General features: G+C 40.1%; 20 protein-coding genes, 1 pseudogene and 1 riboswitch. Of the genes and pseudogenes, 15 read left to right on the top strand and 6 right to left on the bottom strand.

What is annotated here, in order from left to right:
- Positions 1-81 precede the first annotated feature (81 nt).
- The 9 genes from H0185_RS14650 to H0185_RS14610 all read left to right on the top strand — a co-directional run bounded on the left by H0185_RS14650 (position 82) and on the right by H0185_RS14610 (position 11,719).
- Positions 82-1,170, top strand: coding sequence for a CaiB/BaiF CoA transferase family protein (locus tag H0185_RS14650; protein ID WP_221874254.1), 1,089 nt, complete (start codon positions 82-84; stop codon positions 1,168-1,170).
- Positions 1,171-1,202: 32 nt separating this feature from the next.
- Positions 1,203-2,822, top strand: a complete 1,620-nt coding sequence (locus H0185_RS14645) for a long-chain fatty acid--CoA ligase (protein ID WP_221874253.1) — start codon at positions 1,203-1,205, stop codon at positions 2,820-2,822.
- A gap of 43 nt (positions 2,823-2,865) precedes the next feature.
- Entirely contained in the window at positions 2,866-3,354 is a 489-nt protein-coding gene (locus H0185_RS14640) for a DinB family protein (RefSeq protein WP_221874252.1), read from the top strand.
- A gap of 58 nt (positions 3,355-3,412) precedes the next feature.
- Positions 3,413-3,982 carry a thioredoxin family protein gene (locus H0185_RS14635; RefSeq protein WP_425515831.1) on the top strand — a complete coding sequence of 190 codons (570 nt, stop codon included), beginning with the start codon at positions 3,413-3,415 and terminating at the stop codon, positions 3,980-3,982.
- 341 nt (positions 3,983-4,323) lie between these two features.
- Positions 4,324-6,045 carry an ABC transporter ATP-binding protein gene (locus tag H0185_RS14630; RefSeq protein ID WP_221874251.1) on the top strand — a complete coding sequence of 574 codons (1,722 nt, stop codon included), beginning with the start codon at positions 4,324-4,326 and terminating at the stop codon, positions 6,043-6,045.
- 33 nt (positions 6,046-6,078) lie between these two features.
- Positions 6,079-7,866 carry an ABC transporter ATP-binding protein gene (locus H0185_RS14625; RefSeq protein ID WP_343223154.1) on the top strand — a complete coding sequence of 596 codons (1,788 nt, stop codon included), beginning with the start codon at positions 6,079-6,081 and terminating at the stop codon, positions 7,864-7,866.
- 75 nt (positions 7,867-7,941) lie between these two features.
- Positions 7,942-8,054: riboswitch (SAM riboswitch) on the top strand.
- A 137-nt stretch (positions 8,055-8,191) separates the two neighbouring features.
- The gene (locus H0185_RS14620) at positions 8,192-9,418 is read left to right on the top strand and encodes a homoserine dehydrogenase (RefSeq protein ID WP_221874250.1); all 1,227 of its coding nucleotides are present in this window, start codon (positions 8,192-8,194) and stop codon (positions 9,416-9,418) included.
- Positions 9,419-10,045: 627 nt separating this feature from the next.
- On the top strand, positions 10,046-10,477 hold the full coding sequence (locus H0185_RS14615; protein WP_221874249.1) for a MarR family winged helix-turn-helix transcriptional regulator: 432 nt from the start codon (positions 10,046-10,048) through the stop codon (positions 10,475-10,477).
- Positions 10,478-10,504: 27 nt separating this feature from the next.
- Positions 10,505-11,719 carry an MFS transporter gene (locus tag H0185_RS14610; RefSeq protein WP_221874248.1) on the top strand — a complete coding sequence of 405 codons (1,215 nt, stop codon included), beginning with the start codon at positions 10,505-10,507 and terminating at the stop codon, positions 11,717-11,719.
- Positions 11,720-12,483: 764 nt separating this feature from the next.
- Here H0185_RS14610 and H0185_RS14605 read toward each other — a convergent pair.
- The 3 genes from H0185_RS14605 to H0185_RS14595 all read right to left on the bottom strand — a co-directional run bounded on the left by H0185_RS14605 (position 12,484) and on the right by H0185_RS14595 (position 14,078).
- Positions 12,484-12,669: a YfhD family protein gene (locus H0185_RS14605; protein WP_221874247.1), complete on the bottom strand. Its 186-nt coding sequence runs from the start codon at positions 12,667-12,669 to the stop codon at positions 12,484-12,486.
- Positions 12,670-12,821: 152 nt separating this feature from the next.
- Complete coding sequence (locus H0185_RS14600) at positions 12,822-12,950, bottom strand: YfhE family protein (RefSeq protein WP_221874246.1); 129 nt, start codon at positions 12,948-12,950, stop codon at positions 12,822-12,824.
- A gap of 225 nt (positions 12,951-13,175) precedes the next feature.
- Positions 13,176-14,078, bottom strand: a complete 903-nt coding sequence (locus H0185_RS14595) for a TIGR01777 family oxidoreductase (protein ID WP_221874245.1) — start codon at positions 14,076-14,078, stop codon at positions 13,176-13,178.
- Between the two features lie 101 nt (positions 14,079-14,179).
- Between H0185_RS14595 and recX the strand changes: the two genes are divergently transcribed.
- Together recX and H0185_RS14585 are read left to right on the top strand one after the other, a co-directional pair.
- Entirely contained in the window at positions 14,180-15,007 is an 828-nt protein-coding gene (recX, locus tag H0185_RS14590; protein ID WP_221874244.1) for a recombination regulator RecX, read from the top strand.
- A 67-nt stretch (positions 15,008-15,074) separates the two neighbouring features.
- Complete coding sequence (locus H0185_RS14585) at positions 15,075-15,407, top strand: YfhH family protein (protein WP_221874269.1); 333 nt, start codon at positions 15,075-15,077, stop codon at positions 15,405-15,407.
- A 24-nt stretch (positions 15,408-15,431) separates the two neighbouring features.
- On the opposite strand, the gene H0185_RS14580 is transcribed toward H0185_RS14585, so the two are convergent.
- On the bottom strand, positions 15,432-15,602 hold the full coding sequence (locus H0185_RS14580; protein WP_221874243.1) for a small, acid-soluble spore protein K: 171 nt from the start codon (positions 15,600-15,602) through the stop codon (positions 15,432-15,434).
- Between the two features lie 108 nt (positions 15,603-15,710).
- On the opposite strand from H0185_RS14580, the gene H0185_RS14575 reads away from it, so the two are divergent.
- Positions 15,711-15,977 carry a YfhJ family protein gene (locus H0185_RS14575; protein ID WP_221874242.1) on the top strand — a complete coding sequence of 89 codons (267 nt, stop codon included), beginning with the start codon at positions 15,711-15,713 and terminating at the stop codon, positions 15,975-15,977.
- A gap of 184 nt (positions 15,978-16,161) precedes the next feature.
- Here H0185_RS14575 and H0185_RS14570 read toward each other — a convergent pair whose 3' ends face one another.
- The gene (locus H0185_RS14570) at positions 16,162-17,142 is read right to left on the bottom strand and encodes a metal-dependent hydrolase (RefSeq protein ID WP_221874241.1); all 981 of its coding nucleotides are present in this window, start codon (positions 17,140-17,142) and stop codon (positions 16,162-16,164) included.
- Between the two features lie 160 nt (positions 17,143-17,302).
- On the opposite strand from H0185_RS14570, the gene mutY reads away from it, so the two are divergent.
- On the top strand, positions 17,303-18,403 hold the full coding sequence (gene mutY, locus H0185_RS14565; RefSeq protein ID WP_246629214.1) for an A/G-specific adenine glycosylase: 1,101 nt from the start codon (positions 17,303-17,305) through the stop codon (positions 18,401-18,403).
- A 56-nt stretch (positions 18,404-18,459) separates the two neighbouring features.
- Here mutY and H0185_RS14560 read toward each other — a convergent pair whose 3' ends face one another.
- Positions 18,460-18,684: a hypothetical protein gene (locus tag H0185_RS14560; RefSeq protein WP_221874240.1), complete on the bottom strand. Its 225-nt coding sequence runs from the start codon at positions 18,682-18,684 to the stop codon at positions 18,460-18,462.
- Positions 18,685-18,955: 271 nt separating this feature from the next.
- Between H0185_RS14560 and fabL the strand changes: the two genes are divergently transcribed.
- Positions 18,956-19,705 (top strand): enoyl-[acyl-carrier-protein] reductase FabL, encoded by a 750-nt coding sequence (fabL, locus tag H0185_RS14555; protein WP_221874267.1) that lies wholly within the window; start codon positions 18,956-18,958, stop codon positions 19,703-19,705.
- 125 nt (positions 19,706-19,830) lie between these two features.
- A pseudogene (locus tag H0185_RS14550) lies at positions 19,831-20,127 on the top strand (gamma-type small acid-soluble spore protein); the annotation flags it as partial.
- Positions 20,128-20,392 lie beyond the last annotated feature (265 nt).

Raw genomic sequence — 20,392 nt, 5'->3', positions numbered from 1 at the left:
AAATGAGGTTTGATAAGCGGTAGATTTATATAAAAAAAGAAAGCTTTATAGTTAACCGGCATATGATTGAGAGGGAAAAGCATGTTAGAAGGAATTAGAGTCATAGACTTTACAAACTATCTTCCTGGACCTTATGCAACCTTGAGATTGGCTGAAATGGGGGCGGAAATTATAAAAATTGAGCCCCCAACAGGAGATCCTGCTAGAAGTACAGGAGTTTCTTCAAATGAAGAAATCGGGCCAGTTTTTCTAGCTCAAAATCGTGGGAAGAAAAGCATTTCACTTGATTTAAAAACGGAACAAGGCAGAAAAGCTGCTAAACAGCTCATTGTGAATGCTGATGCCGTGATTGAAAGTTTTCGACCTAAAGTAATGGAGAAATTTGGGTTAGGTTATGAAGAGGTAAAAAAGATTAACCCAAGGGTCGTCTATGTTTCGATAACAGGGTATGGAATGGATGAGCCAATGGCAGAGTTGGGGAGCCATGATTTGAATTATATGGCGTTAAGTGGCGTCCTTGCTCAACTGAAGGACCGAAAAGGTCGACCGATTCACCCAACTAATACGTTTGCCGATTTTATAGGAGGGATGGCTGCCTCTGAACGAATCCTTGCTGGGCTCGTTTCACGGTCAAAAACGGGGAAAGGGAGCTATCATTGCCTTTCACTAACAGATACGATGGCGTCATTTATGACCAATCATGTTTTGATTGAGCAGAGAACAGGTTATTCCCAAGGGGTGGCTGTTTTAAATGGCACAATTGTTTCCTACGGCTTATACGAAACGAATGATGGAAGGTACGTAAGCATGGGAGCGCTAGAGCCGAAGTTTTGGCAACACTTTTGCCATGCTATTGGGCGTGAAGATTGGGTGGAGGCTCATTTTTCAAAAACCATTCCACAAAACCCGGTATATCAAGAACTACAGGAATTATTTAAAAGTAAAACTCTAGCAGAATGGATAGAGTTTGGCCAACGGGTCGATTGCTGTTTAGCCCCAGTTTTAGAGGCAGGGGAAATAGCTGAATATCCTTACTTCCGTGAGCGTGGAATTATTTATGATTCCCCGATAGGAGGAAGACAGGTAAAAATGCATAGTGATTTAGAAGGAGATTCGACAGCAGTACCCCCAGCAATAGGTGAGCATAACCAAGTGGTGATCAAAGATTAATAGTCTTTAATTCGAGAGGAGTATGGATGCCAATGATGAATGTACCATTAACGGTAGGATCACTTTTGGAGAGAGCGGAGAAATTTTTTCCAAAAAAGATGGTTGTTTCAAGAACACTTTCAGGGATTCATCGTTTTACCTATAAGGAAATTGGAGAACGAACCCGCAGACTTGCTAGCGCACTAGAAAAGCTAGGAATACAGCAAGGAGATAAAGTTGGTACATTTGCTTGGAATCATCATCGCCATTTAGAGGCCTATTTTGCAGCACCGGGGATGGGGGCCGTATTGCATACCATTAATATTCGCTTATCACCTGAACATATCTCTTATATTATCAATAATGCCGAAGATAAAGTTCTACTAATCGATGAAGATTTATTGCCTTTAATTGAAAGGGTGAACGAAAAGTTTAAATCGGTAAAAGCCTATATCATCATGACAGATAAAGACGAATTACCAGAAACAACTCTTTCACCTGTATATTCCTACGAGGAATTAGTAAAAGCCGGAGACCCAAGTTTTGAATTCGTGAAAGATATTGATGAAAATGCTCCTGCTGGGATGTGCTACACATCTGCAACGACTGGAAACCCAAAGGGCGTCATCTACTCTCACCGAGGGATTGTCCTCCATAGTTATACAATGGGGTTAGCAGACACGATTGGGCTTTCGGAAAGTGATATTTGTTTGGCTGTTGTCCCTATGTTCCATGTAAATGCTTGGGGTCTCCCGTTTGCTGCAGCTTGGTTCGGGTCTACTCAGGTTATGCCGGGACCACAGTTCACTCCTAAATTGTTAACGGAATTGATTGAGCAGGAAAAGGTTACCTTGACAGCAGGAGTTCCAACGATTTGGTTAGGTGTACTGAACGAGCTCGAAAATGGAAACTACGATACTTCATCTTTACGAGCGGTTGTTTGTGGTGGGTCAGCAGCACCACGTGGAATGATTAAAACATTTGAAACGAAATACAAGATTCCGTTCCTTCATGCGTATGGAATGACAGAAACAGCACCACTCGTCACGGTTTCTAGGCTAAAAAGCTATCAGGAAAATCTTGATATTGAGGAAAAACTTGATATCCGTTCGAAACAAGGGCTACTCGTACCAGGACTAGAGATGAAAGTCATTAGTGCAGATGGCGAAGTAGAATGGAATGGTCAAGAAATGGGTGAATTATTGATCCGTGGTCCATGGATTGCGGATGAATACTACCGTGATGAGCGTACGAAAGATGCTTTCCGTGATGGCTGGCTTTACACCGGTGATGTTGCAACTGTTGATGAAGAAGGGGTTATCAAGCTGGTTGACCGGACGAAGGATTTAATTAAAAGCGGTGGAGAATGGATTTCATCCGTTGACCTTGAAAATGCCTTGATGGCCCATGAAGCGGTGTTTGAAGCTAGTGTGATCTCTGTTCCTCATCCACAATGGCAAGAACGGCCACTTGCTTGTGTCGTGTTAAAAGCACCTTATAAGGACAAAGTGGAGAAGCAGGAAATACTGGACTTTATTGCACCACAGTTTGCAAAATGGTGGCTACCGGATGACGTTATTTTTATGGATGAGATTCCAAAAACATCAGTCGGAAAGTTTTTAAAACGTGCCCTTCGTGACCAGTTAAAAGATCATCTAATTAAAAATTCATAAATGTAGCTATGCTTGTTTAAAAAAAAACGTGAGGTGAATGGGAATGGTATTAAAGCTATTAAATGAAACAAGAGATGAAGTGTTAGCAAGTATTAATGGTTTATCCGATGATGAATTAAATCGGTCACTTGATACAGAGAGTTGGAGTATTGCTCAGGTATTACATCATTTGCAACAAATTGAATCCTATTTTCTTTCCTTAATGGATGCCGCTCTACAAGGTCCAAGTGAGGAAGTGAGGGAGAAGAACCTTTCCGCCGTGGCGGACCGTTCCCATAAGGCAAAGTCCCCAATTGAGCCATCTTCGGAATTTAAAACGAAAGAGGAGTTAATTTCGAGGTTGAAGCATTCACGGGAAAAGGTCAATGCTTTGTTAGCGAAAACAAATCCTGATATACTTGCAGAAAAGCCTCTATCACATCCGGTTTTAGGAAAGTTAAGTGTGAAACAAACACTTGAGTTTATTGCCAATCATGAGAAACGTCACCTGGAACAAATAGAAGAAATCAAACAGTCCTTAGCAGTGAGATAACGAAACGGAGGTGCCTCCAGGGGTACCTCTTCATTTTTAGAATGGAGAAGATGTAAAATTGAAAACACTAAATGAATGGTATTTGCAAGGAATGTCACAAAATGAATACATTGCAAGCATGCAAAGAAATAAAGAAGAAATGCTTGGTGTCTATAATGAATTTCAATTAGAGGATACTTTCAAAGCTTCCCTTCAAGAACTTCAAGCAGCGGGACTACGAGCATTGATTTTAACAGCGGATTGGTGTGGCGATGCCATGGTAAACCTACCAATCTTTATGAGGATTGCAAATGAAGCATTAATTGAGTCAAGATACTTTATTCGTGACGAGAATTTAGACTTAATGGACAAGTATCTCACTAATGGTACATCACGCTCCATCCCAATCATTGTTCTCATTGATAAAGATGGAAACGAGGTTGTGAAGTGGGGGCCGCGTGCACCAGAAGCCCAAAGGTTAGCGGATGAATTATTCGGATCATTGCCACCAAAAGGCACACCCGAATTTGAAGAGGCCTTTAAAAAAGCGATACCAAGTTTTCAACAAAACCTCACGAAAAACAAGCAACTCTGGTCTGCAATTGCCAGTGACCTTGTTCATACAATCAAAGCGCAATCTGTCTGTTAACAGGCAGATTGTTTTTTTGTCTAGGCTCTTTTCTCAAACTTTGTCGCTCCAGGATACAGAATAGGTTGGATTTAACTTTGTTTACAACAAATTAGCCTTTTAATAATGAGAAAAGAGCGTGCTCACTTTCTATAGAGTACGAACGAGCTTAACTTGCGTTAAAATCGGCTTTAAGATTTTAACAACAATCTTTATGAAAACTGCCTTTGTCTAATTGTTTTCTTCCTTTTCGCAAAAGTGATAATTTTTTTGCGGAAAAATAGTATAATACACTTTATACCATTCCTTTCGTTAAACGAAATAATTAATTCATCTATCTGATGTTATGCTGGGGGTTCACGATGAAAGTGCTATCTTTATTAAAACCATACCGCATTCCTATGCTAATCGCTATTTTCCTCATGCTTGTTGAGCTTGGGGTAGAGCTTTGGCAACCACTATTAATGGCACAAATTATCGATGATGGAATTGCACAGAATGACCTTCAAACGGTTCTGAGAATAGGTGCGATCATGCTTGGAGTCTCGTTATTGGCTTTGGGTGCAGGGATTGCCAATTCATTTTTTGCAGCGTATGCAAGCCAGAATTTCGGCTTTGATATCCGGAAGAACCTCTATGAAAAAGTACAGGCCTTTTCGTTTTCAAACTTCAATCAATACCCTACTTCCTCTTTGATTACCAGAATCACCAATGATGTCAATCAACTTCAAATGACATTGTTTATGAGTTTACGGATTGCCCTGCGTGCGCCTTTACTCGTTATTGGGGGGATCATTATTGCTCTAACCGTAAATGTGAAGCTTGCGCTCGGGTTTATATTAGTGATTCCTCCATTAGTATTTTTTCTGATATGGATTATGAAGAAATCGACAAGATTGTTTAAAATCGTTCAGGAAAAATTGGACAAAGTAAATATGGTCATGCGCGAAAACCTTACTGGGATAAGACTTATCCGTGCCTTTTCGCGAGGAAAGTATGAATCAAAAAGGTTTAAACAATCCAATCAAGACTTAAGGGAACGAACAGCCTTTGCGCTAAGGGTGACAGAGATAGCCATCCCAGTTCTATTGTTTTTTATGAATATGACCGTCATTGCCGTCCTTTGGTTTGGAAATATAGATATACATAATGGAAACGTGACTGTCGGTGAAGTGGTGGCAGTAGTGAACTATACAGCACGGATTACCCAGGCGTTTTCAATGTTTTCTTGGATTATCATGGTGTTTTCTCGAGCTATCGCCTCTACTAGCAGAATTGAGGAAGTACTTGTAACAGAATCTGATTTACAAGAAGGTCACAATAAATTAGAAGCAGCTAATCTTGCTGGGGGAAAAATTGAGTTTAAACATGTATCCTTTCGCTATCCTGATACCGAAACTGACGTCTTAAAGGATATCAACTTTTGTGCGAGCCCAGGGGAGACGGTTGCATTGCTAGGAGCTACCGGTTCTGGGAAGTCTTCTTTATTTCAACTCATTCCAAGGCTGTATGATCCTACAAAAGGAAAGGTAGAAATTGACGGTGTTGACATTAGTACTCTTGAGTTTGACCATCTGCGCAAACAAATTGGCTATGTGCCCCAGGAGGCATTACTTTTTACCGGGACAATAAAAGAAAACCTTGCTTGGGGAAAAGAAGATGCTAGCCACGAAGAGATGATGAAGGCGGTTGAGGATGCTCAAATTCTAGAAACGGTAGAGTCACTTCCTCATAAATATGAAACCATGCTCGGACAAAAGGGAGTGAATTTGTCTGGTGGTCAGAAGCAGCGGTTATCCATTGCTCGAGCACTGATAAAAAGGCCGCGGATTCTGCTTCTAGATGACAGCACCAGTGCCTTAGATTTAAAAACAGAAGCAAAGTTACTTGACGCGATAAAGCCTTATAACTGTACAACTTTGATTATTACCCAGAAGATTAGTACGGCAAAAGAAGCCGATACCATTCTCCTTCTTGAGGATGGGGAAATCATTGCAGCAGGGAATCATAACGATTTACTAGGATACTCCAAACTTTATCAAAATATCTATCAGTCTCAATTAGGTATGGCAGAATCAAGCTGAAAAAGTGATCTGATAGTTGAGAGGTGAGTAAATGTGAAACAGCAGAAAGAAGCATCGACTGAGGTCGATAGGGGAAGTGCTACGAAAACGATAAAAAGAATCTGGAGCTACCTTGCCGTACACAAAAGACTTTTGAATGCTGTTCTGTTTATGGTTTTGTTGAGTTCTGGTCTAGGGTTATTAGGCCCCTTCATTATTGGAAGAACAATTGATACCCATCTATCTACTCGAGATGCCAATGGTTTAGGCATCATTTTAGTTGGGCTCGCACTTGTTTATCTCCTGCATTCACTTTCACTTTGGTTGCAAAATTACTGGATGATTGGGATTGCCCAAGAAACTGTTTTCTCTATGAGAACTGAGCTGTTCTCAAAGCTCCATAAACTCCCGATTCGCTTTTTTGATAAGCGACAATCTGGCGAGCTGATGAGTAGAGTCACCAATGACATTGAAAATGTCAGTACAACCTTAAACAGCTCGGTCATTCAAATCTTTTCTAGTGTTCTCACCCTTGTTGGGACACTCGCTGTGATGCTGTGGCTTAGTCCTTTGTTAACACTGGTGACGATGACCATTGTCCCGTTAATGTTCCTCGGAATGAAGTGGATTACGAACCGTACAGGGCGGTTATATAAAGAGCAGCAAAAACATTTAGGTGAGCTTAATGGTTTTATCGAGGAAAGCATCTCAGGGCAAAGGATTATTAAAGCCTTTTCCCAAGAGGAAAAGGTTATATCAGAGTTTCTTATTAAAAGTGAAAATGTCAAAAAAGCTGGATATTGGGCACAGGTTTATGCAGGGTTTATCCCGAAGCTTATGAATATGCTCAATAATTTGAGCTTTACCCTTGTCGCAGCAGTTGGTGGCTATTTCGCTCTAAGAGGGATGGTTACAATTGGGACCATAGTCATTTTTACTGAATATGCTAGACAATTCACACGGCCACTGAACGACCTCTCCAATCAGTTCAACACCTTGCTTTCTGCTGTTGCGGGTGCAGACCGAGTATTTGACATTATTGATGAAGTAGAAGAAACCTCTGATGAAAAACAGTCAAAGGCCATTTCTACGCTTGAAGGAAAGGTGGAGTTTCGTGACGTTACTTTTGCCTATGAGAAGGATGGATATACTGTACGTGGATTATCCTTCTTAGCTAGACCTGGAGAAAGTGTTGCCCTTGTCGGGCCAACCGGTGCAGGGAAGTCGACCATCATTAATTTGATTACGAGGTTTTACGAACCGGCTAGCGGTAAGATTCTTTTTGACGACCAAGATAGTATGAACATCCAAAGAGAAAGCCTAAGAAATCATATGGCGTTTGTTCTACAGGAATCGTTTTTATTCCAGGGGACAATTCGTGAAAATATTCGTTATGGTCGTCTCGATGCCACTGATGAAGAAGTGGAGAAAGCAGCGAATATGGCGAATGCCTATTCTTTTATTAAAAGGATGCCTAAAGGGTTTGATACGGAACTTAGCCAGGATGGTTCTGGGATTTCACAAGGACAAAAACAGTTATTGTCAATTGCACGGGCGATTCTTGCGGATCCATCGATTTTAATCTTGGATGAAGCAACGAGTAGCATCGATACAATCACTGAAATTAAAATTCAGGAGGCGCTAAGGCTGCTTATGAAAGGACGAACTTCCTTCATTATTGCCCATCGCTTAAACACAATCCAACAGGCGGACCAAATTCTTGTCGTCGATAGCGGCCAAATTATTGAAAAGGGTTCACATGATGAATTACTTAAGAAACGTGGATTCTATCACAGCCTTTATCAAAATCAGCTTAGGAAAGATCATGTTAAAGCACAATAAAAGAATTTGACACTGGGATTATTCTATAATACAATCAGTTTTAATTGAATTATCAAATAATACGAATATATATAACTCTTATCGAGAGTGGCGGAGGGACATGGCCCGTTGAAGCCCGGCAACCTTCAAGGAGATTCCTTGAAAAGGTGCTAATTCCTGCAGGCAGATTTCTGCCTGAAAGATAAGGGGAGGAGCAGGATCCTCTTCTTATGAAGAGGGTCCTGTTTTTTTATAATCCATATGGAAAAGGTCCCTGCAACTAGAGCACTTTTGCTAGAGGGCACTTTATATTCCTCGTGAATCGAATGAAAGGGATGTGACATAGATGTCTTCAATTAGAGTAGCTATTTTGGGGTTTGGTACAGTAGGTGAAGGGGTTTATAAAACCATTTACTCTCATCAAGATAAACTTTCAAAGGCTCTTGGAAAAAGGGTAGAAGTTGCAGCAATTTTGATAAAAAATAAAAATAAATATAAAAACCGTGGCATCGATAACAGAGTGCTGGTTACGGACGATTATGAGGAAATCCTTAAGTTGGAGAAACTTGATGTTGTAGTTGAAGCGATTGTGGGCCAAGAACCTGCTCTTACATACTTGCAAAAGGCGATTCAAAAAGGATGTCATATTATCACGGCTAATAAAGAGATGTTTGCTGTACATGGAAGTAAGTTGCAAGACCTTGCTATGAAAAGGGGTGTAGGGGTTGGCTTTGAGGCTACCGTTGCTGGGGGAGTACCTGTTATCCAAACCCTACAGCAGCTCCTAAATATTAATCGAATTAAGAAAATTGAAGGCATCTTAAATGGGACTTCCAATTACATTCTAAGTGAAATGAGAACGAATCATTTATCCTTTTCGGAGGCTCTTCAGGCAGCGCAGGAAAAAGGGTATGCTGAGGCAGACCCAACCAACGATGTTGAAGGCTACGATGCATTTTATAAATTAATGATTTTAAGTGAAATAGCCTTCGGAGGCAAACCTGAGTGGGCAAATGTGCCGCGTGAAGGGATTACAACGATTACGGAGGAACAAATTAAGGGAGCTGAGAAGTTAGGGTTACGCTTTAAGTTGATCGCCTCTATTCAAATAGTAGCTGGTGAAATTGTTGGGTCTGTTCGGCCTACGCTGGTTACAGAGTCACATCCCCTTTTCAATATTGAAGGTGTGGAAAATTCTGTCTCAATTGAAGGCGATATTGTAGGGCGACTAACTTTGCAGGGACCTGGTGCTGGTATGCTTCCAACTGCGAGTGCGGTAATAGAGGATTTAATTCATGTTGTTCGAGCAAATCATCATAGTTTGACACAGTTCTCTCTAAAAGAAGGGGTGGGACTGGTTGAGGACGCTGATGAAGAAGGGAACCAAAACTGGTTAATGATTCATCCAGGCGAAGCACAGTTAACGAGTGTACCTGTTTCAGTTGTGACTGAGACGGATCATCATATTTATCTAAAGGCGGATGAACCAACAATTACAACGCTCCGAAAACGAAATCATCAGGCGAGCTTCTTTGAAGTGTTAGGTGAATTTCAGCTAAAAAAGTCTGTATAAGTGCTAAGAAACTGTCAGGGAAACCTGGCAGTTTTTTTATTTAGGCAGAACTCTTTTGACCCTAAAGGAGTCGATAGGCACCCTAAGTAGGAAGGTGCGGGAGAAGTTAGGTCACCAAAGGAGTCGATAGGTGCCCTAAGTAAGAAGGTGCGGGAGAAGTTAGGTCACCAAAGGAGTCGATAGGCACCCTAAGTAGGAAGGTGTGGGGGTCACCAAAGGAGTCGATAGGCACCCTAAGTAGGAAGGTGCGGGAGAAGTTAGGTCACCAAAGGATTCGATAGGCACCCTAAGTAAGAAGGAGCGGGATAGGTTAGGTCACCAAAGGAGTCGATAGGCACCCTAAGTAAGAAGGAGCGGGAGAAGTTAGGTCACCAAAGGAGTCGATAGGCACCCTAAGTAAGAAGGTGTGGGGGTCACCAAAGGAGTCGATAGGTGCCCTAAGTAAGAAGGTGCGGAAGAAGTTAGGTCACCAAAGGAGTCGATAGCACCCTAAGTAAGAAGGAGTTAGGTCAACAATAGGAGGGAGAGGAGACTCAATCCATTAATCAAACGAAAATAGTTACCTAAGTAACTATTTTTATGTTATAGTGTAACATGTTGCAAAAAACAGTTATCTAAGGTGGTTGTATGTTAAATAACACTCATACTTTATTTCACGGTATTCATCAGCTCTCAAGAGAGTTATCAAAGCAAGTGAACGAGGCACTTGAACCTTTTGGTTTATATAGTGCTCAATGGGCTGTGTTATATGTCTTGAAGGAAAAAGGAACGTTGACCCAAAAAGAACTTTGTCATTATCTAGCTGTAGAGGCTCCACCGATGACTAGGACGATTCAACGACTTCTAAAGCAGGAGTATATTGAACAGCAGACGGGACAGGACAAACGAAAAAAATACATTCACTTATCCACAAAGGCGTTAAAAGAATTCCCGAATTGGGAATTGGCGGTTAATAAGGCCAATCAAGCGTTATTAACTTCGTTCCCTGACAATTCTCAAGAAGAATTACAAAATTTAATCACTGAATGGCTTAGAACTATCAAGCAGAAAGAACAATAATTTTTTTGAAGGGGAGATAAATACTCCATGCAAAGTCAGCAACCAAAACTTTGGACGAGAAATTTTATAAGTGTATCAGTTAGTAATTTCTTTTTATTTATGACGTTCTATTTTTTACTTGTGACCATGCCGGTTTACGTTCTAAATGAATTGGAAGGGAAAGAATCAGAAGCAGGGCTTGTGACTACTGTCTTCTTATTATCGGCAATTATCATTCGTCCAATAGCAGGACGCTGGATAGAAAAAATTGGCGCAAGAATGATACTCCTAGCGTCCTTACTAATTTTTTCAGGAGTTACTGTCATTTATTTTAGTGTTGATTCCATAGGGGCGTTGATGGTAACAAGATTTATCCACGGAATTGGTTTCGGAATGGCAACAACCGCAACAGGTTCTATTGTTGCGGCGATTATACCCGATTCGCGAAGAGGAGAAGGAATGGGGTACTTTGTTTTATCCTCAAACCTTGCGATGGTTGCGGGACCGTTTCTAGGCTTAACCGCCATGCAACAGTGGGGAGTTTCGACCATGCTCTTAATGGGTGTCATCTCTGCATTCATTGGGTTAATGGCTGGTTTATTTATCAGCATTCCGAAAAAACAACCCAAAACCCAAAAAGAAGTTCAGGTAAAAGGGTCATTTAGCTTTAAAGAGCTTTTTGAACTTAATGCAATTCCAATTGCCGTTACAGGAGCCTTTTTTGCCATCGTGTATTCCTCCATTCTTTCATTCGTATCGATTTATGCAGTTGAAATTGGAGTTGGTCATGTTGCGAGCTACTTCTTTGTCGTGTATGCGGTTGTCTTGCTCATTTCTAGACCTTATTCGGGCAAATGGTATGATCTATACGGTGCCAATGCGATCGTTTACCCATCTATTATCTTGTTTGCGATAGGGATGTTTATTTTAGGGGTTGCAGATTCCGCATTTTTATTCTTAGTTGCTGCAGCGTTTGCAGGATTAGGGTGGGGAACATTGTTTCCTAGCTACCAAACAATTGCCATTACGGTGGCGCACCCTAAACGCAGACCAGTAGCCACGGCGACCTTCTTATCGATCTATGATATCGGCATTGGATTAGGGTCATTTATCGTTGGTTTAGCTGCTGCAAAAGTTAGTTTAGGAACGTTATATATGTTCAGCTCAGTTTATATCCTAATTGGTGTTGTCATTTATTATTTGCTTCAAGGACGTCGTTTCAGCGAGGAAAGACAGAAACAGAAACAAGTTGTTGACAATTGAGTTTTAAAATTATATAATAAAAGTTCAGCTTCACTTATTGGAAAAAATATGTCAATAAACTTATGGCATTCTGCTTATAAATTTTTTGTTGTAAAACTTATTCACACTGGATCGGCTTCGGAGCCGTAAGGATGTAAGAGAGGTAGGGCTTACGTCGTTTAGGTTAAAGATCATCAAGTGGAATATAATGTACCGCGGCGGTTTATTATAAAAGTGTCACATATACATCTTGTGAAGTTGCAAGTTACTATATCTAAAAGCGAACTGCATTGGTAGTTCGCTTTTTCTAATTGCAAAAATGTAATTTATGAAGGGGGCGGTTGTGGATAACGTACGTGTTACGTCCTAATTCAAACCATAAAGCTAATACGTATCGGGTTGTTTTCTTTAGCAAAAACTTATTCAACAAGTTATACACAGTCAAAAACCTAATTTATTCATTACTCCACAGACTTATTCACATTGTCCACAGAGGTAGATGTGGTTATCCACATAAAAATATCCACAGATCAGTCTTTTGACCTAAGGGTATTTACATATTGTTATTCACAATATCCACAAGCTTGTGGATAAAACGGGTAATAAGTAAAAAATACTATGAACAATTTGTGAAAACCATTGTCAATGAAGTGGAAATACCTTATATTTATTTTAGGAAAGTTAGTGAAAAAAATCACAAACTTCCACCCTTTCCCATATTAAAAAAACCTATCCCCCTTACCAAAAAGCAGGATCTGTCGATCCTGCTTTTGGTTTGTTCATCTTTAATGCTTTTTTCCTTTGACTCGAGCGTCAGCAGCTTTTGAACGGGCCATTGCTTCAAGATCTTCGTGGTCAGCAAGTTCACGGTCGAACTCAACATCTATTCCGTCTGATTTCATATTCTGAGGCACTTGAGGTAACTTTGCTGTGTTTTTATCTCTACTTTTTTGCCCACGTGAACGTCCCATTTTTGAAAACCCCTTTCAATATAAAAAATAAAGAGCACGGAAACGTAAACATTTCCGTGCTCTTATCATTTGCATTAAGCCATGGGGTATAAGTGGTAATATAAGTTTAACTTCTTGTGCATTGAGCTAGTAAAAACGAACATGTAAAGAGTTTATTGGTCTCTTTTCTTATTAGCAAAACCTGCTGCTCGATCAGCAGCTCTAAATTCATGACTATAAGTTACTTCTTGCATGCTTGATAAAGTATGTCTTCGTTTTTCTTTTCGCTTTTTATCTGCCATCCTTATCACCCTTCCTATGGTTTTCGTTTAACAGTATTTCCATTATTGGAAGGATTAAACAAGAATTCATTTTTCTAAAGAGCTCTTTTTATGAACTTTGTTGCTTTTGCTAGATGCTCATTTTGGATCAGCAAAAACTTCGCATATGTGAAAAACTAAGTTATCCAGTGATAACTAGTCAATCTTTAGCTAGAATTATCTCTGGGTTTGTATCAGGAAACATCATTAAAAAATTTCTTCAAGTGCAAGGCGGAGGTGTGGATAATGAAAGGAAAAACCATGATCGAGTAATGCTTTAGGTAACACTTTTTGTCCCTCTAAAACCAATAAGCTCATTTCTCCAAGTAGTATTTTTAATGCAAAACTAGGTACTGGGAACCAATGTGGTTTATTTAATACAGTGGCTAAGGTTTTGCCGAACTCCTGCATTTGCACTGGTTCAGGTGCGGTAAAATTAACAGGACCTCTTACGTCAGCATGTTCAATAACAAATAATATCCCTCTTACAACGTCCTGTATATGAATCCACGACAGCCATTGATGGCCATTTCCAATCGTCCCACCAATGAATAAGTGATAGGGTAACACCATCCGAGGGAGGGCACCTCCATGTGAATCTAACACCACACCAAAGCGACAATAAACGGTCCTAATCCCCATTGATTCAATCTTCTTTGCTGCGGATTCCCATTGAACAACTGTTTGTGCTAAAAAATCGGGACCAGCAATCCTAGAGCTTTCAGTAAAGATTTGTTTCTCAGAAGTACCATAAAAGCCAACTGCACTTGCGTTTATAAATACCTTTGGTTTCACAGGGAGGTCACCGATGATACTGTATAGTATTTCTACCATATGAATGCGACTTTCAACGATTTGCTCTTTCCCTTTGTCTGTCCACCTGGTATTGATGGTAGAACCGGCAAGGTTGATAAAAGCATCCACACCTGTGAGTTCTTCGACTATTGCGGAGCTGTCTTTGTTAAGCCATGAGATGTAACGTGCATCCTTACTAGTTGGGGATGCTGGCTTTTGTCTAGTAAGAATGATGACTTCATGGCCACTTTTATGTAAATAATCAGTAAGAGCTTTGCCGATGAGACCGGTACCGCCTGCAATTGCAATCTTCATTTCTCCACGTCCCTTTTGAAATTAATTCCTACTCATTCAGTACGCCTCTTGTCCCCAAAATCCTTTCATCTTATGGTAAATTAATTGAAGAGGTGGATACAATGCCAGTCATTACAAAGATTAGTGTTCAAAAAAAGAATAAAAATCGTTATAGTATTTTCGCGGATAGTGGTAAGGGAGAAGAATATGCGTTTAGCGTAGATGAAGACGTACTTATTAAATACCAATTGAAAAAAGGAATGGAACTTGACGACCTAGCGGTAACAGAGATCCTTTATCAAGACGACATCCGTAAAGCTTATAATTTGGCCCTTCACTATTTATCTCACCGAATGAGATCTGAAGGAGAGGTTAGAGAGTACTTAACCAAAAAAGAGATACCGGAACCAACGATTCAGGAAGCGGTAAATAAACTATATAAATATAAGTTCTTGGATGATGTTGAATTTTCAAAGGCATTTGTTCGGACACAAATGAATACAACGGATAAAGGACCAGAGGTGGTCAAAATAGGTCTCAAGGAAAAGGGAATCACCGGCAAGATAATGGAAGAAGCGATGTTGGAATATCCTTTTGAGAGACAAGTAGAAAAAGCGGAACTGCTTGCAAGTAAATTTGTTGTCAAAAATAAGAAAGATTCATCTCGGATTCTAAAGCAAAAACTAGAACAATTTCTGATACGTAAAGGATATCCATTCAGGGTTATTCAGCTGGCGACAGAGGAAAGCGTTGCAGAAAAAGTAGTAGAGGATGAGCTAGATGCTCTTCGATATCAAGGAGAGAAGCTCCAACGGAAATATTCAAAATGGACTGGTTTTGAATATAAGCAAAAAATTAAACAAGCTCTATATAATAAAGGATTTTCTATCGAACTTATCGACCGATATCTGGAAGAGGTATCTGATGGTGAAGAGGACTCCTTTGAATAGCTTAGCTTTTCCTTTATTTATTAAGTCAATTTCGCTATGATAGGACAAAGATAGGGAGTGAAACATGATGCCGGAAAAACGATATAGCCAATATACTGAACATGAATTAAACCAAGAAATTGCCAGCCTTACTGAGAAAGCAAGAAAGGCAGAACAACTAGGGATGGTTAATGAATATGCCGTGCTCGAGCGTAAGATGGCAATGGCTAAGGCCTACTTATTAAATCCCGATGATTTCAAAGCAGGAGATGTCTATGAGGTTGAGGGCGATCCTGGTAGTTATTTTAAAATAAATTATATGAATGGTGTTTTCGCTTGGGGGCATCGAATGAATAGTCCAGAAAACGAAGAAGCGCTTCCTATTAGCCTTCTAGGGAAAAACAGGCAAAATCAGGAATAACCTGATTTTACCCGATAAAAGAATTTAGAAATCTGGAGTATCGCTATCTCTATTTGAAGAAGCACGCATTCTTTCTTGTGGATGGGTATTTATCGTGCCGTCGGCTCTTCTTGAAGCATATTCTGCTTTCGCACGAGGCTCTCCTTCGAAACGATTGTGATTCATATTAGGGAAATTCTTTGCTTTATTTCGCATAACGGCCTCCTTGAGGGTTTCTACGTGCCGTTTAGCAACACGCTTTCATAGTATCTATCGATTCTGGTGTCTTTAACCGCGGATAAATTTGCAAGGAGGATTTTTCAAATGAATGAATATCATGAAAGACTCGCGAACTTATTAGTAGAAAAAAACCACAATATTAGCTATCAAAAGGCGCTAACATGGGTGGAACTTTTGTGGGATGACTTCGAAACGACTTCAGCAAAGGCTGGAAGAGAGTATTTAGGGAATGAAATGACTGAAAAAGTGGTTACCCAATGGATTCAACATTATGGTGACAAGCTACATGATTTTGTAGCAAGAAACCCCAAATACAAGCACTTTTTAGAGCAAGAGAAAGACCTACATTAAATAAAAAAAGCGATGCTATGGTAGCATCGCTTTTTTATGTTAAAACACAAAGGGTATTCATTGAATTACTTACCAATAAACGGGTGTAGCTTCTCTACTGCACGTAAAAACATTTATCGAGGGCAAAGGTCATATGAAAGCGCCAGACCATTAGTCAAGGAACAGTGCACATTCGCTTGCTGATTTAATTTGGGATTACTTCAAGTTTTTTCTGGAGTTTTTCTTCACTATAAATCCAGCCAGTATAAGAGCTCAGGATCTCGTGGTTTTTATCAAGTTTGACAACCGCAACGAAGGGATAATGACCGTTGCTACGATACCTTAGGTCAATAAATCGAACTTCAAAATGGTCGTCATATTCATCCATTTCCCAACGGTATACAGGCGAAAACGATAAAAATGCAGCAAGATTATGATCTTCCATTGCGGCAGTTAAAACCGCTGTTTCTGGAACAGGAATTCGATTAAATTGGTCTAATATGGTTACGGTTAACCCTTTGGCTCTTCCAACGAAAAATTGATGGTCATTCATGACCGCTATTCGCCATTCGCTGTTCCGCATCGTCGGTGCAATGATTACCTCAGTTGCGTCAGGGATCATTTTGTTGACAATTTTTAATAATTTCCGCTTTAAAACAAAGCGATGAATATAGTAGGCCACTATCACAGCGTACATTCCGAGAAACAAGTACCCTGGTGAAGCCCCGAATACCCATAAGATAATGGCAGCTACGTGGAGAATGAAAATAAATGGGTCGAATGTATTGATGATACCCAGAGCAAGCCATTTGCTTGAAAAAGGTCTCAATGCTTGGGTACCATAGGCATTGAAAATGTCGACAAATACATGAAGAAAAACAGCTAGTTGAGTCCACATCCATAAGTGAGTTAGGTTTACTTCGGGTTGAAATAAATAAACGGTCCCTACAATTAGCATGGGCCAAAGGATGACTGCAGGAATGGAATGGGTAATCCCACGATGATTTCTTATATAAACCGCATTGCTTTTTAATTTTAGTACTGTATCGATATCTGGAATTTGGGAACCGACGATAGTGGCAATAATGACGCTGGTTGCAGTAACAGAACTTTCGGTCACTACAGGGTCAAGAGTAGCGATACCCCCGATTGCGACCCCCATTACAATATGTGTTCCTGTGTCCAAGGAAAAACCCTCCTTTTCAGGAATTTATTAAAAGATTTATTCCCTTGTAACGTTGCAATTTATAGTTTACGTTAATAAGGTTAAAAAAATTTACTTCAGCACGTCCAGTTATTAGTATATTCCCAAAAAGTTTGAATGTTTAACATGTGGAGGCCTAAAATTGACGAACAACAGTTTGAAAATATTAGAGGAAATGGATATAGAATCCTTTCAAAAAGATTTAATTGAATGGTTTGAAATGGAGATGCGTGATTTGCCTTGGCGGAAAGATCAAGACCCCTATAAAGTTTGGGTTTCAGAAATCATGCTCCAACAGACAAGAGTGGATACGGTTATACCTTATTTTACTAGGTTTTTAGAAAAATTTCCATCGATAGAAGTATTAGCGAATGCTGATGAGGATCAAGTTTTAAAGGCATGGGAAGGTTTAGGGTACTATTCAAGAGTTCGAAATTTACAAAGTGCCGTAAAGGAAGTGCATGAAAAATACGAAGGTCAGGTACCTGATGACCCAAAGGAAATTGCAACACTTAAAGGGGTAGGACCCTATACAGCAGGTGCCATCTTGAGTATTGCTTACGGGAAGCCTGAGCCTGCTGTGGATGGAAATGTAATGCGTGTTCTTTCAAGAATCTTGTTGATTTGGGAAGATATCGCTAAACCATCAACGCGGAAAACATTTGAAACAGCTGTTAGAGGCTTAATTTCACATGAAAATCCTTCCTATTTTAATCAAGCTTTAATGGAACTTGGAGCGCTTATCTGCACCCCAACATCCCCATCATGCCTATTATGCCCCGTTAGAGATCATTGCCAAGCCTTTGATGCAGGGGTCCAGAATGAATTACCTGTAAAAACAAAAAAGAAAAAGCAACGCCCAGTTGAATTGGTTACAGCGGTATTAAAGGATGAGCAGAATCGAATTTTGATCCGTAAGCGTCCTGAGTCAGGATTGCTTGCGAACATGTGGGAATTCCCAAGTGCTGAAGTGAGTATTGAATATAGAAGTGAAAAGGAACAATTCAAGGAATATTTCAAGGAAGAGTATCAAGTTGATTTATCGCTAGGTGACATGGTTGGAAGGATTGAACATGTATTTTCACACCTAATCTGGAATATTCATGTCTTTTCAGGGGAATTGCAGGGGGATATCCAAGAGGGGCCAGCTTTGAAGCTCGTTAAAGCAGAAGATTTAAAAGAGTTTGCGTTCCCAGTCTCACATCAAAAAATTATCAAGCAATTTATTGATCTTGAAAAGTGAGTGAACAATAAAAAAGAGGGGGTATCCCCTCTTTTTTTTGTGTTTACCGCAAGCGTCTAATCGTAGCTAACTCTTGTGCCGTGAGTATAATCTGCTTCATTTCGTTTCATCCCGCCACGTCGCTCTATTTCTTCAATAATCTGTCTGTGAAGGGACTGTCCTTCAACGTTTAAGTATGGCACAACCTGTTGCATCGAATGATGGAAAAAAGCGAGTTCACTATCCTTCCAATCCGTTTTAGGCATCATGGTCAACTCAGTCATATCTCTGCCAACATACATAAACCTCTTCCTTTCTAGGCTATTACTAAAGTGTTTTCGTAAAAGTAGTGTTAAATCCTCACGTTTATGGTTACGAAGAACTTTATAATTAAGTCTGCATGTTTTTTTTCTATAAAAGCAAGGCTTACTGAGAAACGTAGCTCATTCCGTCACAGTTTAACTTAATTTGAGAAAAGAGCCTTATCTACAGGTAGTTTGAGTTCTAATATTGTCTTATATACCTGCAACCGCTAAAATAAAACCAAATTAAAGAAGAAGGGAAATTGGTATGATGACAAATAAAGTCGCGCTTGTAACAGGGAGTAGTCGTGGAATTGGGAAAGCAATTGCCCTTAGGCTCGCAAAAGAAGGTTATGACATTGTAATCAATTATGCTCGTAGCAAAAATGCTGCAATTGAAACAGCAGCAGAAATTGAGGCATTAGGAAGAAAAGTATTAGTTGTAAAGGCAAATGTAGGGGATGTTGAGAAAATTAAAGCGATGTTTGACCAGATTAACGAAGAATTTGGCAGACTGGATATCTTTGTTAATAATGCCGCTTCCGGGGTTCAAAGACCTGCCATGGAACTAGAAGAAAAACATTGGGATTGGACGATGAATATTAACAGTAAAGCTCTTTTATTCTGCGCCCAGCAGGCTGCAAAATTAATGGAGAGTACAGGCAAGGGGAAAATCGTAAGCATCAGTTCATTAGGATCCATCCGGTATTTAGAAAATTACACAGCTGTCGGAGTTTCTAAAGCGGCATTAGAAGCTTTAACCCGCTACCTTGCTGTCGAGTTTTCACCTAAAAATATTGTGGTAAATGCTGTTTCTGGGGGAGCTGTCGACACAGACGCCCTAGCACATTTTCCTAATAGGGAAGAAATGTTGGCAGATGCAAGGGCTAAAACGCCTGCAGGTAGAATGGTGGAAACTGATGATCTCGTCAATGCGGTTATGTTTCTTTTAGGTGATGGGTCGGATATGATTCGCGGTCAAACCATTATTGTTGATGGTGGAATATCGTTACTTGTGTAGGGACCCATTTTTCGTAAAATTATTCTAAAATAAATTATTTTTTTCTAGGATATCACCTCCCCGCGTTGGTTAAATTAATAGTCGTGGAGGTGATAATGATGGCAAACAGACCAAACCAAACTCAATCAGGTACTAACATTCAACAAGTAAGACAACAAAATGCTCAAGCTTCTCAAGGTGCAGGTGCAGGTGCAGGTCAATTTGGTACAGAGTTCGCTAGCGAAACAAACGCTCAGCAAGTACGTGAGCAAAATGCTCGTGCTTCTCGTGGGGCTAGCCAACCAACTGCAAAATCTGGCCAAGGTCAATTCTCAACTGAATTTGGACTTGAAAGCCAAACAGATGCACAAGAAGTAAGACGCCAAAACCAGCAAGCTGAATCAAGAAAATCTCAAAATGCTGGACAATTTGGACAACAGTAATTGATGTTTACTAAAAAACACTTTCCCTTTGGGGAGAGTGTTTTTTTTGTATGCTGGAACATATTTGTGACTTATGTGGGCGGAAACAGATGATTCCGTTTTTCAGTCTAGATACATTCTTTAGCGCTTCATGAAGTTTTTCATAGCGCCGAAACGAAGCTGGATTTCCGTCGGAAGTGTCTTATGAAGCATTCATAGCGCCGAAATGAAGCTGGATTTCTGACGAAAGTGTCTTATGAAGCATTCATAGCACCGAAACGAAGCT

The sequence above is a fragment of the Mesobacillus maritimus genome, assembly GCF_019749255.1.
Taxonomy (GTDB): domain Bacteria; phylum Bacillota; class Bacilli; order Bacillales; family Cytobacillaceae; genus Mesobacillus_B; species Mesobacillus_B maritimus_A.
The sequence above is the reverse complement of the archived record's forward strand: the minus strand, read 5'-3'. Positions and strand labels throughout refer to the sequence as shown.

Excerpts from the sequence above, each read along its gene's own strand:
- H0185_RS14630 (WP_221874251.1), top strand. The coding sequence starts at position 4,324 with ATGAAAGTGCTATCTTTATTAAAACCATACCGCATTCCTATGCTAATC.
- recX (WP_221874244.1), top strand. The coding sequence starts at position 14,180 with ATGCCAGTCATTACAAAGATTAGTGTTCAAAAAAAGAATAAAAATCGT.
- H0185_RS14605 (WP_221874247.1), bottom strand. The coding sequence starts at position 12,669 with ATGGGACGTTCACGTGGGCAAAAAAGTAGAGATAAAAACACAGCAAAG.
- H0185_RS14620 (WP_221874250.1), top strand. The coding sequence starts at position 8,192 with ATGTCTTCAATTAGAGTAGCTATTTTGGGGTTTGGTACAGTAGGTGAA.
- H0185_RS14600 (WP_221874246.1), bottom strand. The coding sequence starts at position 12,950 with ATGGCAGATAAAAAGCGAAAAGAAAAACGAAGACATACTTTATCAAGC.
- H0185_RS14640 (WP_221874252.1), top strand. The coding sequence starts at position 2,866 with ATGGTATTAAAGCTATTAAATGAAACAAGAGATGAAGTGTTAGCAAGT.
- H0185_RS14585 (WP_221874269.1), top strand. The coding sequence starts at position 15,075 with ATGCCGGAAAAACGATATAGCCAATATACTGAACATGAATTAAACCAA.
- H0185_RS14610 (WP_221874248.1), top strand. The coding sequence starts at position 10,505 with ATGCAAAGTCAGCAACCAAAACTTTGGACGAGAAATTTTATAAGTGTA.
- H0185_RS14575 (WP_221874242.1), top strand. The coding sequence starts at position 15,711 with ATGAATGAATATCATGAAAGACTCGCGAACTTATTAGTAGAAAAAAAC.
- H0185_RS14560 (WP_221874240.1), bottom strand. The coding sequence starts at position 18,684 with ATGTATGTTGGCAGAGATATGACTGAGTTGACCATGATGCCTAAAACG.
- H0185_RS14645 (WP_221874253.1), top strand. The coding sequence starts at position 1,203 with ATGATGAATGTACCATTAACGGTAGGATCACTTTTGGAGAGAGCGGAG.
- H0185_RS14650 (WP_221874254.1), top strand. The coding sequence starts at position 82 with ATGTTAGAAGGAATTAGAGTCATAGACTTTACAAACTATCTTCCTGGA.
- fabL (WP_221874267.1), top strand. The coding sequence starts at position 18,956 with ATGACAAATAAAGTCGCGCTTGTAACAGGGAGTAGTCGTGGAATTGGG.
- H0185_RS14615 (WP_221874249.1), top strand. The coding sequence starts at position 10,046 with ATGTTAAATAACACTCATACTTTATTTCACGGTATTCATCAGCTCTCA.
- H0185_RS14595 (WP_221874245.1), bottom strand. The coding sequence starts at position 14,078 with ATGAAGATTGCAATTGCAGGCGGTACCGGTCTCATCGGCAAAGCTCTT.
- H0185_RS14580 (WP_221874243.1), bottom strand. The coding sequence starts at position 15,602 with ATGCGAAATAAAGCAAAGAATTTCCCTAATATGAATCACAATCGTTTC.